This window comes from Pseudoalteromonas sp. TB64, assembly GCF_000498095.1.
Lineage (GTDB): Bacteria > Pseudomonadota > Gammaproteobacteria > Enterobacterales > Alteromonadaceae > Pseudoalteromonas.
This window is the reverse complement of the sequence record NZ_AUTQ01000195.1, coordinates 1-15,879: the sequence shown is the minus strand read 5'-3', so window position 1 is coordinate 15,879 and position 15,879 is coordinate 1. Positions and strand designations below refer to the sequence as shown.

The window sequence follows — 15,879 nt, the reverse complement described above, 5'->3', positions numbered from 1 at the left end:
TCTGTTAATAAAACTTTAACCAATCAAGGTATATCTTTGCCTATTCTGCTCGACCAATATTTAGTTCCCAAATAAATAATGTGCTAATATGTTTCTCTACTTAGTTGTAAAATAAATTATTATCATGACGTTACAAAAGCTTTCTATTACTCAAAAAATCACAGCTTTAGGCAGTGGCATCGCTATTTGTGTTGCTGCACTTATTGGCTTGACCTCTTTATACAGTTCAGAAGATATTATTGAACAACGTATGATTGAATCTGAGCTACCCAGTAAGTTGCAAACAATAAGTAATCATATTGGTGGCGATATAAATGTACTCATTGGAGCTGCAGAGCAACTATCATCAAACGAGTTTATTTTACAGTGGGCACAGTCTGATAATAAAAACGATACTTTGTTACTCAAAGAATTAAATAACTTGGTTGATCAATACGATTTAGCGACAGCATCTTGGGCAAACAGAAATACAGCTCAATATTGGAATCAAGATGGCTTTTTACGCGTATTAAAAAACGATGCAGCGGATGGTTGGTTTTTTGCTTTTAAACAATCAAAACAACCTTACTCTATTAGTATTTACCAAGAGTCGGCTAACGATGTAAAAATGTTTATTAATCACCAGCAACCTAACGGCACTGGATTAGCAGGTCTTGCTAAAAGCATTACTGATATGCAAAGTTTATTACAACAATTTAAAATTGAGCAAACAGGCTTTGTATTTATCGCAGATAAAAGTGGGTTAATTCAACTCCATAAAGACGCAAGCAAAGTAGCTAAAACAAATATTGATGATTTATATACTAACAATATCCATAGTAAGCTATTAAACAGTAATGGTTTTGCGCTAGAAGAAATAATTTTTAATGGTCAGCCTACGCTTGTTGCTGCAACACCTATTAAAAATACCGACTTGTACGTTGTTGCTCAGGTGCCAAAAAACGAGGTATTTGCGAGCGTAAACACCCTACAATGGCAGATACTAACCTTTACGTTAATTATTGCTTTAGTTGCCAGTTTAATTAGTTACTTACTAGCACGGTCTCTTTCTTCTCCATTAACTAAAATGGCAGAACTGTTTTCACGTTTGGGCTCTGGTGACGCTAATTTAGCGTACCGCCTACCAGAATCAAGCCAACCAGAGCTTAATAACCTAAGTAATGGTTTTAACCAGTTTATTAATAAAATAGAAACCGCAATTACTCAAGTTGCCAGCGAAAGTCACGATATTAGAAAAAGTTCTGATCATGTATTTGAGCAATCTAAACGAAACTCACAAGCAATTGACAGTCAAAAAGAGCAAACTATTTCGGTTGCCGCTGCTATAAATGAAATGGGTGCAACTGTTCAAGAAATTGCACAAAGCGCCGCAAACACAGCAAAATTAACAGATAGTAGCCGTGAAAACACGATTCAGAGCCACAAACAAGTTCTACAAAGTCAGGCTACTATTTCGGCTCTTGCCAGTGATATAGATGGCATAACAGAGCAAGTAACTCTCCTATCTAAAAAGACTGTGGATATAGCAAGTATTGTAGATTCCATAAGAGGTATTTCAGAGCAGACCAATTTACTCGCTTTAAATGCGGCAATTGAATCTGCTCGCGCAGGCGAACATGGTCGTGGCTTTGCTGTTGTAGCTGATGAAGTACGTGCACTGGCAAATCGCACTTCACAATCAACAACCGAAATTCAATCGATGATTGAAGAACTCACAAAAATTTCTGACGATGTAGTTAATGATATTAGCCAATCTAAAAATAAAGCACAGGAAAGTGTAGGTGCAATGCAAAGCTCTGTTGAATTACTTGATGCAATTACAGAGACCGCAAATCAAATAAATGATATGGCAACCCTAATTGCAACAGCAACAGAGCAACAAAGTAATGTAGTTGCTGATGTAGGGCGTAGCATTGAGCAAATAAGTGAAATTAGTGATAAAGCAATGAGTGAGCAAATAAATACTGAACAAGCCATCAGTGATTTAGCTAACAGCGCTCAAACTCTTGACACTTTGGTTGCAACTTTTGAAAAAGGTCGTTAAACCGCTATAAAACCGCATATTTCTCTGGGCAAAATTACATAATATTTAAAAGTAACTTTGCTCAGAGGTTTAACTGGTTATTGATTTATAAATTAATAATTTAATAAATTAGTTAGCTAATCCATTAAATTTAAATATTTTTAAATGAAGCAACGTACGCTTCTTTTTTCGATTTTGATAATTTTTTTAATCGGTACTCTAGCTTACTCGCTTCACTTTTATTACCCACCTCTTGCTGGTGAATAAGTAATAAAGGCCCTTTTCCTTTAAGGTTTTTAGCGCCTTTACCTGCTTGATGTGTGGAAAACCGCTTTTCTACGTTTGTTGTAATACCTGTATACCAATGGCCAAATCGTGTTTGCACAATATATAAGTACCAAGTAGACGTACTTTTTAAGTTATTCTCTTCAATGTGATGTAAACTTTTTTCATTATTAATGGTCAAAACATTACCTTAACGCCCTTAACAAAAAACAATTGCTAAAAGGGTTTTACCTTCAGTGACTAATCGGTATCATGCAGATTATAAAAAATAAGGATCACAACTAACAATGCAGTCGTTAAAAACTTTTTCTCTTTGGCTTATCGTTGCGCTAACATTAAGTACCGCAGCAGGTTGTTCTAGCTGGGTATACAGAATCAACATTCCTCAAGGTAACTTTTTAGAGCAATCAGATGTTGAAAAACTTCGCGTTAGTATGACTCGAGAGCAAGTTATTTATGTATTAGGTAGACCTGTTGCCGAAGATGCCTTTGATAACAACACATGGCGTTATGTTTACAGCTTTAACAAAGGCCGTAGCAACGAGCAGCATAAATCATTAGTTATTAAATTCGAAAACGAAAAATTGGTATCGATTTCAGGTGACTACGATCAACCAGAAAACTTTAACACGCCTCTAGAGCAATAATCCCTCTTCAGCGTTAATAAAAAGGTGAGCAATGCTCACCTTTTTAGTATTCATCAGTAAATAATTACCGCTCTATTGGTCTTCCACCCGTTATTTTATTTGCTCGACCTTCATCTTTTGCTTTTTCAGCACGTTTTCTACGGGCATCTTTAGGGTCTGCAATTAACGGCCGATAAATCTCAATTCTGTCGCCATTTTTAAGCTCTAGAGTTGGCTTTACTGTTCTATTCCATACACCTAAAGTTAATGCTTGAGCATCTATTTCTGGGCACTTTTCGATAATTCCTGATTGAATCACCGCCTGCTCTACTGTTGTACCTTCTAATACTTCAATAGATAAAGTGGTTGCTGTAGTTGGTAAAGCAAATACGACTTCAACATTAATCATACTCGAGCTCCATAAACTTGCTTAGCACGCTGGGTAAACGCACTTACCATATTTTTTGCTACATCATTAAAAATTTTACCAAAAGCAAGCTCAACTAGTTTACTCGAAAACTCAAACTCTAGTTCTAGCTGTACTTTACATGCTTTGGCATCAAGTTCTTGGAAATGCCAGCGACCTTTTAACATTTTAAACGGACCATCAACAAGGCGCAGCAGCACTGTATCCTCATTAATAAAGGTGTTTTCGGTGGTAAACCACTTTTTTATACCCGCCTTGGATATTTCTAAACTCGCGGTCATGTTATTATCGTGTTGTGAAACAATTTTTGAGTTTGAGCAATTTGGTAAAAACTGCGAATAAGCTTCTACGTCATTAACTAGATCAAACATTTCTTTAGTGCTGTACATAACCAGCGCACTTTTTTCTATTTGTGGCATACTCACTCCCAACTGTGTGGGCGAATTTTAGCAAGCTTTGTGCGTTTCCCCAAATTTTCATACTGCTTAAATTAAACCTTAACTTTTTAAAAGCATTATTAAAAAAATCGATGTAAAACATCTCACATTACGTATATTATAGGGCACTATGGCTAAGAAAAATTCATCAAAATCGAACAGTAATACCATCGCGCTAAACAAAAAAGCGCGACATGAGTATTTTTTACACGATAAGTTTGAAGCAGGTGTCGAACTACAAGGCTGGGAAGTAAAAAGTATCCGAGCTGGTAAAGTAAACATCACCGAAACTTATATTCACCTTAAAAATGGCGAAGCATTTTTACTTGGCGCGCAAATTCAGCCTCTTAATAGTGCATCAACCCATGTTATTTGCGATCCAATGCGTTATCGCAAACTATTATTAAGCAGACGTGAGCTAGACCGCTTACTCGGTGCTACCGAACGTGATGGTTATTCATTAATAGCCACTGCGATGTACTGGAAAAAATGCTGGGTAAAACTGGAGTTTTATTTAGCAAAAGGTAAAAAGCTGCATGACAAGCGCGACGACGGGAAAAATAAAGATTGGTCTCGCGAAAAAGAACGCTTAATGAAACACAAAGTATAACCTCAACGCCTAACTCTGTTAGGCGTTTTTATTTACTCGATTCAATTTATCGCAAGTAAAATAAATTATTACAAAAAATATTAAAACCTAATTACTATCCATTTAACTCAACTCTCGAGCAAATATAATTAGATACAACTCCCCAAAACGTTAAGCTTATTAGTATCAAATAATTTTTTCAGATTAAAATATCAACAAAACCATTCCAAAACCCATACTAAAATCACAAAAAAGCGCAATTGACAACACTTAAGTTACATGATATTAATGTACCTGTTTTAAAAAAACAATATTAATAACATATCAACAAGGATTTAAGGATGAAGCAATCAACCGTATTTACACCCAGTATTATTGTGGGTGCAACACTCGCACTATCAGCTGGCTTTACAACAACCTCATATGCTGCAGATGAAGTAAAGAAAGTAGAACGCATTGAAGTAACAGGTTCACGCATCAAGCGATCAGATATAGAAGGTCCCTCTCCGGTGCAATCTATAGGTCGAGTTGATATTGAAAACATGGGTTACGACAATTTACAGCAACTTCTTGAAAGAATGCCTGTTGCAGGTAATGGTACTTTTTCTACCCGTGGTAATAACCAAGACTCAACAGCAAATGGATCTGCTGCCGTTAGTTTACGTGGCTTAGGAGCCGACGCTACACTTGTACTAATTAATGGTCGTCGTGTATCAATTAGTGCCTTTGCTGAAGGTATCACTAATTCATTTGTAGATATAAACAGCATTCCAATATCTGCTATTGAGAGAATTGATATACTAAAAGATGGCGCATCTGCTATTTATGGCTCAGATGCTGTAGCGGGTGTAGTTAACGTTATTTTAAAGAAAGATATTGATGGTGTTGAGATTAATTTAGGCTACGGCGGTACCGACGGTCCAAATTATGAAGAAACAACAGCTAGCCTTGTTTGGGGTACTACAAGCGAAAAAAGTAGTGCATCAGTTATTATTGATTACTTTAAAAACACCTCTCTTTCTTCTGATGAAATGGGTCGTTTAGGCACTGCAAACCAAGAACCTTATGGCGGTGGAGATTTCCGCTCTTCTCGTGGTTTCCCTGGATACTTTTATGTCGATGGCGTAAAAACAATTGACCCTTCATGCCCTGCTGAAAATGCAACTTCAGGGGGGAGTTGTTTATTTGATTACGGCTCTTATGGCTACATTGCTCCTGCGTCGGAGCGTGTAGGTGCAATTTCACAATTTGAATATCGTTTTGATGCTGGTATAACTGGCTTTTTAGAAATAGCAGTACAGCATAATAGTTCTATAGCGGCAGGTGCACCAACCCCCCTTGATGAAGATGCGGGATTAACAGTACCTGCAAGCCATCCTAATAATCCATATGGTGAAGATATTCAAATTGGTCGTTACCGTACTGTAGATGCCGGTGCACGACAATGGGATATTGAATCGGATACTCTTCGTTTTGTTGCTGGTTTAAAAGGCGAAATTAACGATTGGAGCTGGGAAACAGCGGTACAAAAAGGTCGAAGTAAATCGCTGCAAACTGGCGACAGAACCCAAGGTTGGGTACGCACTGACTTTTTACAGCAAGAAATTGATGCTGGAAATTACAACCCATTTGGCGGCACTTATAACGATGCGGCAGTTATCGATAGAATAACAACCAGTTTAGTGCGACGCGGCGAATCACATATGACATCGTTTGATGCAAATATTACCGGCGAAGCATTTAGCTTTGGTGATGATGTAATCATGATGGCGGCAGGTATAGAATACCGAGAAGAGGATGTAAACGATATTCCTGATGATCAATTTCAACGTGGCTTAATTTTTGGTACTGAATCGGTATCTGCCTCTGCTGAGCGCGAGCAATATGCTGCCTATGTTGAGTTTTCAATTCCGCTTGCTGAGAACCTTGAGCTACAACTTGCTGGTCGTTTCGATGATTACAGTGACTTTGGAACTACAACAAACCCAAAAGTAGCAGTACGCTGGGCACCATCAGAAGAAGTTACTGTGCGTGGTTCTTGGGCACAAGGTTTTAGAGCACCTTCATTAGCGCAAATAGGCTTAGGACCATCTCAAAAAAGCCAATTTTTTGTGGATACGCAGCGCTGTGAACAAACTGGGCTAGATTGCCAAGCACTTGATTACAACATTGAGTTTTCAGGTAACCCAGACTTGGAAGCCGAAGAATCTGAATCATGGAACGTAGGAGCAATATGGGCGCCTACAGCTGAGTTTGGCTTAAGTGTTGATGTATGGAGTATTACTCAAGATAATAAGATTGACGAAGAAGAATTTGGTCCTATATACGCTGCAGAGTGTGGTGATCAAAATAGTACTATTTGTGTTCGTTTAGCACCAACAGGTGGTTTAAGCTTAGGTACAATCCAAAAAGTACACAGCACCTTTAAAAACTTATCGTCGCAAGAAGTTTCCGGCGTTGACGTGTCTGCAAATTATAATCACTCTTTAGATGACTTAGGTTTACTTAAATTTAATTTAGAGTGGGCATACCAAAACAAGTTTGAAAAAGATGGACGTGATTATACTGGGGAATATGGTTACCCAGAACATCGCTTCATTTTCTCAACTAATTGGGAAGTTGGTCAATTTAACACAAACCTAAATATTAGTTATGTGGGTGAATTTGAAGATACACCTGATATTAACTTTGACGGTACTTTAGATTTTGATAGTAATACATCGCGTATGGTTGACTCACAAACACTCGTCGATTTACAAACGGCTTATCGAGTGACTGAATCAATTAAATTATCATTAGGTGTTAATAACTTATTTGATGAAGAGCCGCCATTTGCCATTGGCGATGGTGATGGTGATTTATATGGTTATGTATCAGGTGTACATAATCCACGTGGTCGTTACCTTTATACAAAAGTAAGATTTACGTTCTAATATAAAATGCATAAAAAAACCGCCAATTGGCGGTTTTATTTAAACAAAGGACCTAAATTATAGGTCGCCTTCGTTTTCAGATAAGAATTTAGCAACACCTTCAGGGCTTGCATCCATACCTTTTTTACCTTCAGTCCAACCAGCTGGACACACTTCACCGTTTTCAGTGTGAAATGCTAGTGCATCAACCATACGTAGCATTTCATCAATGTTACGACCAAGTGGTAAATCGTTCACTACTTGATGACGTACGTTACCTTCTTCATCAATTAAGAAAGAACCACGAAATGCAACACCAGCATCTGGATGTTCAACGTCGTATGCTTTACAAATTTCGTGTTTAACGTCTGCAACTAGTGCGTATTGAACTTTACCAATACCGCCATCTGCTATAGCAGTGTTACGCCATGCGTTATGTGAGAATTGTGAATCGATAGAAACACCAATTACTTCTACGCCACGCTTTTTAAAATCTTCAAAACGCTTATCAAATGCAATAAGTTCAGAAGGACATACAAACGTGAAATCTAGTGGGTAAAAGAAGATAACTGCTTTTTTACCTTTAATTGTTTCATGAAGGTTATAGCTATCTACAATTTCACCGTTACCAAGAACAGCTGCAGCGGTAAAGTCTGGTGCCTGGCGGCCTACTAATACACCCATTTTATTCTCCAAATATTTTGAGTTTGTTATCAATTGCTTTCGCAATGCTGATAGTTATATGGGCGCTAAAAGTTAAAAACCAATAGCACCGACATATAATTAACTGGCATTCTAGAGTTATTAACTAGAAAAGGACAATCGGATTTAGCGATGTGACTAATCGAAAATACCGAACGCTTATAAATAACGAATTTAGGTTATAAAAAAATCTGCATTAGCAGGCTTTTAAATATAGGTTTAATCCATAATATCAGAGGGCATGTCACCTCTAATTTTCTGCCAGATTTCACCGGTTTGATGACCATATTTACGCATCATAGAAATAGCACCATCGTGCTCTTTATTCTCAGCTAATACGGTTAAATCTTTATAAAACTGACGTGCAAGTTCGCGAGTACCTGCATCTGAGAAATAATGGCATCCGATTTTAGAATAAAAGCCTCTAAAACCATTTAAAATTAATACATATATACGGTTATTACCGGCAACAGCTAGTTCATGATGTACTTTATAGTCGTAATCAGAAAACGCTTGAGCGGTATCTTCTAGCTCATGGCTTTGCGATAAAATTTCAATTACACGCTCTGGATTCAACTTAATTGCAGCACGAGTATAAATAGCACTGATATTTGTTCTTGCTGATAATAACTGATCTGTCAGCTCTGGCATTTTATCTTCATCAAGACGTGCTAACGTTTCAAGAATATTTAAGCCTGACGTTTCCCAAAAGTTATTAACTTTAGTTGGTTTACCGTGTTGAATAGTCAGCCAGCCATCACGCGCTAAACGTTGTAATACTTCACGTAAAGTTGTTCTTGTTACACCAATTAACTCCGAGAGTTCCCGTTCTGCCGGTAGAATTGAACCTGGTGGAAAATCGCCGTTCCAAATAGATTCAACTATATATTCTTCAGCAAATCCTGCTGGGCTTTTCGCTTTAAAAATTCTCATTCAATTCCCACTCGAATTAATCTACAACTCATTGTTTACACGAATAACTGACTGATTGTACCAGACGATGCATAACTAACAAGTTAAAGTAAGGTATATTAGTTAAAGCAAATGAACCACTATTTACAATAAATTAATAATTTAAATTAAATCACACCTTTAAATTATATCCGATAGACACATTCACATTGGGTACATTGTTACCATTGACCTTTTTCCTTTCACTTCACTCAAGCTGGGTTTATTTAACAAGCCCGATTTATATATATAAGTGCTATTTAAAGTATCACTCTGTCACTTCTGAGATAATGATTAATAATCATTATTCCTACTTAAAAAACGACTAAAGTCGCTTTTTTTTCGTTTCCCTTGTGGCTTACTTTATCCTAAGTCATAATCTAACCTCTTATTTGACTGCGGATTTTTTATGAACTGGCTTGCACAACTACCTACGCAACGTACTCCTTGGCTTTTATTTACTGCTATCGTATTTTTGCTTGAAGTAACGGCACTCTTTTTTCAATATAAAATGGGGCTTGCTCCATGCATTATGTGTATCTATCAACGTACAGCTGTACTTGGTTTACTTGGTGCAGGTGTTATTGGCTCAGCTAAACCACAGAGTAAAATAGCAAGAGTGATCGCTTATTTAGTATGGGGAATATCAAGTGGTTGGGGGTACTTAATCTCACGAGAACATATTGATATGCAAACAACAACAGATCCTTTTGCGTTCAGTTGTGAATTTGAACCAAACTTTCCTTCTTTTATGCCATTACACGAATGGATCCCTAGCTTTTTTCAAGCGACGGGTGATTGTGCGAATATTGATTGGCAGTTTGTAGGTTTAAGCATGCCTGCATGGATGGAGATTATATTTGCTTTATTTTCAGTTGTATTAGCCCTACTCATTATTAACCGTTTAATTACGAAGAAGTCGATTTAATATGTTTACTTTTTTTTCTAGCCAACTAGATGAGCTAAAGCATTTAAAAATACGCGAAAGACAAGCCGTTATTGCGCTGTCACTAAGCATGATATCTCCTACCGAGCGCGTGTTATTACGTATAATAAAGCTTGTATTATTAAGTCCGCTATTTCTAATATTTACCTTATTTAAAGGCTGGATAGTTATCCCATTTTTAATACTGGGTGGGTTATGTTATCCACTATTAACAACACCAATTGAAATTAACTTTGCTAAAAAAAACCTGGCTGAAGCATTAAAACAATTTGAACAGGGCGCTTAGCGCCCCTACTCATCTACAATTTTATTTTTCCTTCAAGCTTAGTCATTAGTTTTTTACCAACCCCCTTCACTTGAGCTAAATCACCTACATTGGTAAATTCACCATTTTCTTCTCTGTAATCAATAATTGCTTGCGCCTTTTTTTTACCGATACCTGGAAGCTTAGCCAGCATATTTAAATCTGCGTTATTAATACTTACAGGTTCAAATTGAGGCATTTCTTGGAGAACTTCTGATGACTGTGCAAACGTGACTGTTGCAGGAAATAAACATAACAAACTAACAAATAATAAGCTTTTAAAAATCTTCATTGTGGTTTCCTTATTGTTCTTATCGAACGTTCATTATTTTGCTCAGGAGACATTCAATAAATAAGGAGCTACAAACTCATCACTTAAAGTGTACCTAAACGCATTATCACTAATTTCCGAAATGGTAAAAATGCAGCGGGTACAGCAAGTGATTGCTTAACTAAAGTAAAGTTAGTGTTTTTTGTCAAATTTAAGACACCTAAAAATTAATAAGAGAGACTTGCAAATTACACCACAAACCATTACTGTACATAAAAACAGTAATCTAATGGTTTTCATAAACCACATTGCCACGCAAGCTTGCAGGAGAAATAATGGCTGTTGTTGTTAAATATGTTGTAGAACGAAACGGAGTCGAGCGCATGACGTTTACTACTAAAAAAGAAGCTGATGCCTATGACAAAATGCTCGATATTGCTGAGTCACTTGAGCTAATGTTAGAAAAAGTAGATGTGCCATTAAGCGAGCAACAAATAGAGTCACTTGCTTTAGAAATAGCTAAGAGTAAAGAAGACTTTATGACTATATTGAAAGGTGGCAAAGATCCGGTTGTTACCAAAGCCCCAGCTAAAAATAAAAAAGCAGACAACGTTTCAGCTGCCCAAGATAACGATGAGAAAAAAGTAAGCTAAACCGTGTATTAAAATATTAATAAAAAAGGGAGCAACTAAGTTGCTCCCTTTTTTATTGCTTATAACTCATCAAAAAGAAAAGTCATAACGCGCTACTTAAAGCTCTTTTTCTACTTCATCAAATAAAGTGGTAATATTTTCCTCAGGTGCTTTTGTCGCTAAACTAACGGCTACAATTGCAATACTTGATAAAATAAAGCCTGGTACTATTTCATACATAAAGCTACTTAAGCTTTCACCGTTAATAGTAAACGGACCATAAATCCAAATAAGTACTGTAAACGCACCTACTAACATACCAGATAAGGCGCCAGCAAAATTCATACGTTTCCAATAAAGGCTAAACAGCACCAATGGACCGAATGCAGCACCAAAGCCTGCCCATGCATTACTTACTAGGTCTAAGATAGAGCTATTTCTATCGTACGCTAAATAAATTGCAAACAGGGCAACAAATGCAACGCTAATTCGACCAACAGTAACTAATTCAAAGTCGCTAGCATCTTTACGTAAAAATGTTTTATATAGATCTTCAGTCAATGAACTTGAACTTACTAGCAATTGCGATGAGATAGTACTCATAATAGCAGCCAAAATTGCAGCTAATAAAAAGCCAGCAATAAGTGGGTGAAACAATAATTCAGAAAGAATTAAGAAAATCGTTTCAGGATCTTCAACTACAATATTGTTTTCATAAGTATAAGCAGCACCAAATATACCAGTACCAACAGCACCAAGTGCAGCAACAATCATCCATGTCATACCAATACGGCGAGCTTTAGGCATATCCTTAACACTACGTACCGACATAAAACGAACAATGATATGTGGTTGCCCAAAATAACCTAAGCCCCATGCCATTGCAGAAATAATACCTAATGCAGAGCCTGCTCCAATCCAGTTGAGCATATCTGGATTTACACTATGTAGAGTAGATTCCAGGGGTTGCTCAAGTAAAGAGTATGCAACGGTAGGCACTAGAATTAGTGCAATAAACATAATACAACCTTGCACGAAGTCAGTTAAGCTAACCGCTAAAAAACCACCAAACAAAGTATATAAAACAACTACACCTGTTGTAATGTATAAACCCAGTTCATAACTTAGACCAAATGAGCTTTCAAACAATTTTCCGCCGGCTACAACACCTGATGACGTGTAAAGAGTAAAGAAAACTATAATCACAACAGCAGATACAACACGTAATAAGTTTGACTTATCATTGAAGCGATTTGAGAAATAATCTGGGATTGTTATAGAGTCATTCGCTTTTTCAGTATAGACACGTAATCTAGGTGCAACTAATAGATAATTTAACCAAGCACCAATCACTAAACCAATTGCTATCCATACACTACTAAAACCGGTAACAAACATTGCACCTGGCAAGCCCATTAGAATCCAACCACTCATGTCTGATGCACCAGCTGAAAGAGCTGCTACACTTGGTGATAAGTTTCGCCCACCTAACATATAACCTGAGACGTCACTTGTAGATTGCTTATATGCATATAGTCCTATACCAAGCATCACTACAAAGTATAACGCCAGTGAAATAATCATTCCTGTTTCCAAATTAGCCTCCGCATAATTATTAATAACAGGCTCTTGATCCGAATATTGACTCTTAAAATATTATAATAAAGACACTATTAGGATAAAAACCATTCTCGAAGACTATATCATGCTTAATATGGAAATCTCCAACTTGTTACTTTTTCTTGATTCAAAAACACCCATCTTGAATGTTTTTAGAACAAAATGGTAAGAAAAACTAAAAAAATAAATAAACCCTTTAATTTGTAATGATTATTTATTGAAAGTATCAATATACATAATGCTATTTTGAATGTTTTCCAATATATTATTACAATTGTTACTGATTTTAACCATACGGAATTGTTTATGTATTTTTATGCCGCACGCCAACCAATTTTAAATCGCGATAAAGAACTAATTGGTTATGAACTTTTGTTTCGTGATGGCGTAGATAACGTGTTCCCCGATATAGACGGAGACGAAGCAACAACGCGTTTAATTGAAGGTAGCCAGTTTAATTTTGGACTAGAAGATTTAACAGATAATAAACCTGCGTATATAAACTTCACTTTAGAGACCCTACTAAAGGGTTACCCAACTTTGTTGGGTAAAGACACCATTGTTGTTGAAATACTTGAAACAATTCAACCAGGTAAGCGTCTGTTAGCTATTGTTAAAGACTTAAAAGATAAAGGTTATACGATAGCTTTAGATGATTACATTCATCAGCCAGTTTGGCGTCACTTTTACCCGTTCGTAGATATTATTAAAATCGATTTTTTAGCATGTGACACCGATACTATTAAAAGTGTTATTAATGATTTAAAAGCGCATCCGCATATTAAATTACTTGCTGAAAAAGTAGAAACGTATGAAATGTATAGCTTGGCATTAGATCTCGGTTTTGATTATTTCCAAGGTTTTTTCTTTTCAAAGCCAGAAATGGTGCAAAGTAAGGCATTACCGCCATCAGAAATGGCATTAGCTGAATTACTTTATGAAACTTCAAGCGTTGAAATAGATCTGAAAAAGATCACAGATGTATTCGAGCGCGATGTAAATTTATCATACAAACTATTGCGTTACTCAAACTCAGCTGCATTTGCTCGACGTGCTGAAATTAGTACTATTAAGCAAGCGCTTATTGTACTTGGTGAGAATGAAATTAAAAAATTACTCTCTTTGTTATTTGCAGCACAAGTATCTGCAGATAAGCCAGTAGAGCTCATCAGATTATCACTTACTCGTGCTCGTTTTGGTGAATTACTCGCTATATCGCATGGTAAATTTAAAGATACTGGCATGGCGTTTTTAACCGGCATGATGTCGCTAATGGATGCTATTTTAGATGAAAGCATGGAAAGCGTAATGAAAAAGCTACCGCTCTCTAGCGAAATAAAAATGGCACTACTTAAAGATGAAGGCTTACTCGCTAAATATTTAAATTTAGTTAAATACTACGAACAAGCAAACTGGTCTGCTGCAAACGAAATAACCAAAGAGCTTAACCTAGGGGATAAAGTACCTGATGCTTATCATGAAGCTCTAGGCTGGGTTAATGAGCAAATGCAGTTAATGGTTAGAGAATAAACGACTAAAAATGAAAAATGCCAGCAGTTGCTGGCATTTTTTTTGCTAAATTTAATTATAAACTTTCTAAAAAGTCTTCATCAAAATCTGCAGGCTCTTCTTTAATTGGCGGGTTACCATCATACAGCTCGTATATTTGACGCTGAAAGTAGATATCTTTTACAAATAAATATGGGTCAAGTGAATCATTTAATAGCCCTTCTTGAGGTATTAATGATGCACGAGCTTCTACCGCTTTTAAAACAAATACTAAAATAGTTTGTGGTGTAGTAAGCGCTATATCAGGCAGTACAAATCCATCAACTACATCGCCGGTTAAGTTACGTGCTGTACTTGGTCCCATGGCTGGGAGCATCAAATAAGCGCCGTCCCCCACGCCCCATACACCTAACGTTTGTCCAAAGTCTTCATCTACAACTTCAAGACCTAATGAACTTGCAACATCAAAAAGACCAAAAATACCAACAGTAGAGTTAACTAAAAAGCGGGCAAAGCTAACACTTGCATTACCTGCTTTACCTTGTAAACCCGCATTTATCATATCTACTGGAGCAGTAATATTATCGGTAAAATGTACAACACTTCGTCGAACAGGTGCTGGAGTTACTGTTATATAACCGACTGCGGCTGGACGTAGTATATATGCATCCAATACATCCATATTAAAGTCGTATAACGGACGATTAATACTTTGCAGTGGATCCCTTTCGTCTACTTTGCTTTGAGGTACTTGAGCACAACCGGCTAGCACCAATAAGCATAAAAAAGTAAAACTATGTTTTAACATATAAAGTCCTTAAGGTATTAATGTATCAATTTGAAGTTTGTAGTCACTTACACTTTCACGTTTTAATGATTTTGAATGACCTTCTAGCTCACCAGAACTTGGCATAACAGAATCATCTATAGAAATACGCGCCGATATAACAATATTTTCTGCACTAGATAAGTTAAGCCCTGCAACCATTGCACTACTATCATTTAACTCAACAGTAATAGGAAATGAATATTTAGCTAACTTAACTGCAGCCAACGGCATTGGTGAACCACTTGCTGCTTTTGCAAATATAAACAAAATACCGTCTTTTGGTTGTTTATCAACAAGCTCTTTTGCAATGTCGACTGTAACTGCAATAGCACCCGTATGATTTGTAACTGGCATAACAGAGCCTTCCGTTTGCATTTGCTGCTCAATATCAGTAATACGCTCGGAGATCATGCTATAACGAGAATCACTTTTTTCCATACTCGCAAGTAAAACTTCAAATGCAGCTTTGGCTTGAGGCCAATCTTTACGTTCATAAGCAATTAGTGCTAATAACGAAATTGCATCTAAATTGGTAGGCTCAACTTTTAATACTTTTGAAAGCATACCTGCCGCACGGGTCATATTAGCTTCGCTGCCTTCTAGTAATAAAACTTGGCTATAACTAATAAGTACCTGCATATTATCAGGGTTCATACGCAGTGCTTTATCAAATGACTGCTGCGCCATGTCAAATTCATTAAGCGACATAGCAACTCGACCCAGTAGCATCCAAGCAACTTCATCATCGCCTGAGCGGCTAAGTTTTGTACGAAGCGCCAGTGCAAAAGCCTGCAGTTCATTTTGGCTAAGCGGCTC

At 36.9% G+C, this 15,879-nt stretch carries 17 protein-coding genes; 8 read left to right on the top strand and 9 right to left on the bottom strand.

The window, feature by feature from the left end:
- The first annotated feature begins 124 nt into the window (after positions 1-124).
- A complete protein-coding gene (locus tag L647_RS0116380) occupies positions 125-2,044 on the top strand; it encodes a methyl-accepting chemotaxis protein (RefSeq protein WP_024612015.1) in 1,920 nt (639 codons plus the stop codon).
- 130 nt (positions 2,045-2,174) lie between these two features.
- Here the strand turns inward: L647_RS0116380 and L647_RS0116375 are convergent, their stop codons facing one another.
- A complete protein-coding gene (locus L647_RS0116375; RefSeq protein WP_024612014.1) occupies positions 2,175-2,489 on the bottom strand; it encodes a GIY-YIG nuclease family protein in 315 nt (104 codons plus the stop codon).
- A gap of 106 nt (positions 2,490-2,595) precedes the next feature.
- Between L647_RS0116375 and bamE the strand changes: the two genes are divergently transcribed.
- Positions 2,596-2,955 carry an outer membrane protein assembly factor BamE gene (gene bamE, locus L647_RS0116370; RefSeq protein ID WP_024612013.1) on the top strand — a complete coding sequence of 120 codons (360 nt, stop codon included), beginning with the start codon at positions 2,596-2,598 and terminating at the stop codon, positions 2,953-2,955.
- 64 nt (positions 2,956-3,019) lie between these two features.
- On the opposite strand, the gene L647_RS0116365 is transcribed toward bamE, so the two are convergent.
- On the bottom strand, positions 3,020-3,343 hold the full coding sequence (locus L647_RS0116365; protein WP_024612012.1) for an RnfH family protein: 324 nt from the start codon (positions 3,341-3,343) through the stop codon (positions 3,020-3,022).
- Complete coding sequence (locus tag L647_RS0116360; protein WP_024612011.1) at positions 3,340-3,780, bottom strand: type II toxin-antitoxin system RatA family toxin; 441 nt, start codon at positions 3,778-3,780, stop codon at positions 3,340-3,342. The genes L647_RS0116365 and L647_RS0116360 overlap by 4 nt, the downstream gene beginning before the upstream one ends.
- A gap of 148 nt (positions 3,781-3,928) precedes the next feature.
- Between L647_RS0116360 and smpB the strand changes: the two genes are divergently transcribed.
- Positions 3,929-4,408, top strand: coding sequence for an SsrA-binding protein SmpB (gene smpB, locus L647_RS0116355; protein ID WP_024612010.1), 480 nt, complete (start codon positions 3,929-3,931; stop codon positions 4,406-4,408).
- Between the two features lie 320 nt (positions 4,409-4,728).
- A complete protein-coding gene (locus L647_RS0116350; protein WP_024612009.1) occupies positions 4,729-7,320 on the top strand; it encodes a TonB-dependent receptor in 2,592 nt (863 codons plus the stop codon).
- 57 nt (positions 7,321-7,377) lie between these two features.
- Here the strand turns inward: L647_RS0116350 and L647_RS0116345 are convergent, their stop codons facing one another.
- A complete protein-coding gene (locus tag L647_RS0116345; RefSeq protein WP_024612008.1) occupies positions 7,378-7,983 on the bottom strand; it encodes a peroxiredoxin C in 606 nt (201 codons plus the stop codon).
- Positions 7,984-8,220: 237 nt separating this feature from the next.
- Positions 8,221-8,934 carry a fatty acid metabolism transcriptional regulator FadR gene (gene fadR, locus L647_RS0116340; protein ID WP_024612007.1) on the bottom strand — a complete coding sequence of 238 codons (714 nt, stop codon included), beginning with the start codon at positions 8,932-8,934 and terminating at the stop codon, positions 8,221-8,223.
- Positions 8,935-9,361: 427 nt separating this feature from the next.
- Here fadR and dsbB point away from each other — a divergent pair, with 427 nt between their 5' ends.
- Positions 9,362-9,880, top strand: coding sequence for a disulfide bond formation protein DsbB (gene dsbB / locus L647_RS0116335; protein ID WP_024612006.1), 519 nt, complete (start codon positions 9,362-9,364; stop codon positions 9,878-9,880).
- Between the two features lies 1 nt (position 9,881).
- Positions 9,882-10,184 carry a DUF6170 family protein gene (locus L647_RS0116330; RefSeq protein WP_024612005.1) on the top strand — a complete coding sequence of 101 codons (303 nt, stop codon included), beginning with the start codon at positions 9,882-9,884 and terminating at the stop codon, positions 10,182-10,184.
- A 13-nt stretch (positions 10,185-10,197) separates the two neighbouring features.
- On the opposite strand, the gene L647_RS0116325 is transcribed toward L647_RS0116330, so the two are convergent.
- Complete coding sequence (locus tag L647_RS0116325; protein ID WP_024612004.1) at positions 10,198-10,494, bottom strand: ComEA family DNA-binding protein; 297 nt, start codon at positions 10,492-10,494, stop codon at positions 10,198-10,200.
- Positions 10,495-10,808: 314 nt separating this feature from the next.
- Between L647_RS0116325 and L647_RS0116320 the strand changes: the two genes are divergently transcribed.
- Complete coding sequence (locus L647_RS0116320; protein ID WP_024612003.1) at positions 10,809-11,126, top strand: YebG family protein; 318 nt, start codon at positions 10,809-10,811, stop codon at positions 11,124-11,126.
- Between the two features lie 96 nt (positions 11,127-11,222).
- On the opposite strand, the gene putP is transcribed toward L647_RS0116320, so the two are convergent.
- Complete coding sequence (gene putP / locus L647_RS0116315) at positions 11,223-12,701, bottom strand: sodium/proline symporter PutP (RefSeq protein WP_024612002.1); 1,479 nt, start codon at positions 12,699-12,701, stop codon at positions 11,223-11,225.
- Between the two features lie 330 nt (positions 12,702-13,031).
- Between putP and L647_RS0116310 the strand changes: the two genes are divergently transcribed.
- Positions 13,032-14,255, top strand: coding sequence for an HDOD domain-containing protein (locus tag L647_RS0116310; protein WP_024612001.1), 1,224 nt, complete (start codon positions 13,032-13,034; stop codon positions 14,253-14,255).
- A 55-nt stretch (positions 14,256-14,310) separates the two neighbouring features.
- On the opposite strand, the gene L647_RS0116305 is transcribed toward L647_RS0116310, so the two are convergent.
- Complete coding sequence (locus L647_RS0116305) at positions 14,311-15,042, bottom strand: VacJ family lipoprotein (protein WP_024612000.1); 732 nt, start codon at positions 15,040-15,042, stop codon at positions 14,311-14,313.
- A gap of 9 nt (positions 15,043-15,051) precedes the next feature.
- The coding region (locus L647_RS0116300; protein ID WP_024611999.1) for a tetratricopeptide repeat protein at positions 15,052-15,879 on the bottom strand (828 nt) is incomplete at its 5' end.

Bases quoted from the DNA above. Each gene is read 5' to 3' on its own strand.
- L647_RS0116380 (WP_024612015.1), top strand. From the start codon at position 125: ATGACGTTACAAAAGCTTTCTATTACTCAAAAAATCACAGCTTTAGGC.
- bamE (WP_024612013.1), top strand. From the start codon at position 2,596: ATGCAGTCGTTAAAAACTTTTTCTCTTTGGCTTATCGTTGCGCTAACA.
- L647_RS0116365 (WP_024612012.1), bottom strand. From the start codon at position 3,343: ATGATTAATGTTGAAGTCGTATTTGCTTTACCAACTACAGCAACCACT.
- L647_RS0116360 (WP_024612011.1), bottom strand. From the start codon at position 3,780: ATGCCACAAATAGAAAAAAGTGCGCTGGTTATGTACAGCACTAAAGAA.
- smpB (WP_024612010.1), top strand. From the start codon at position 3,929: ATGGCTAAGAAAAATTCATCAAAATCGAACAGTAATACCATCGCGCTA.
- L647_RS0116350 (WP_024612009.1), top strand. From the start codon at position 4,729: ATGAAGCAATCAACCGTATTTACACCCAGTATTATTGTGGGTGCAACA.
- L647_RS0116345 (WP_024612008.1), bottom strand. From the start codon at position 7,983: ATGGGTGTATTAGTAGGCCGCCAGGCACCAGACTTTACCGCTGCAGCT.
- fadR (WP_024612007.1), bottom strand. From the start codon at position 8,934: ATGAGAATTTTTAAAGCGAAAAGCCCAGCAGGATTTGCTGAAGAATAT.
- dsbB (WP_024612006.1), top strand. From the start codon at position 9,362: ATGAACTGGCTTGCACAACTACCTACGCAACGTACTCCTTGGCTTTTA.
- L647_RS0116330 (WP_024612005.1), top strand. From the start codon at position 9,882: ATGTTTACTTTTTTTTCTAGCCAACTAGATGAGCTAAAGCATTTAAAA.
- L647_RS0116325 (WP_024612004.1), bottom strand. From the start codon at position 10,494: ATGAAGATTTTTAAAAGCTTATTATTTGTTAGTTTGTTATGTTTATTT.
- L647_RS0116320 (WP_024612003.1), top strand. From the start codon at position 10,809: ATGGCTGTTGTTGTTAAATATGTTGTAGAACGAAACGGAGTCGAGCGC.
- L647_RS0116310 (WP_024612001.1), top strand. From the start codon at position 13,032: ATGTATTTTTATGCCGCACGCCAACCAATTTTAAATCGCGATAAAGAA.
- L647_RS0116305 (WP_024612000.1), bottom strand. From the start codon at position 15,042: ATGTTAAAACATAGTTTTACTTTTTTATGCTTATTGGTGCTAGCCGGT.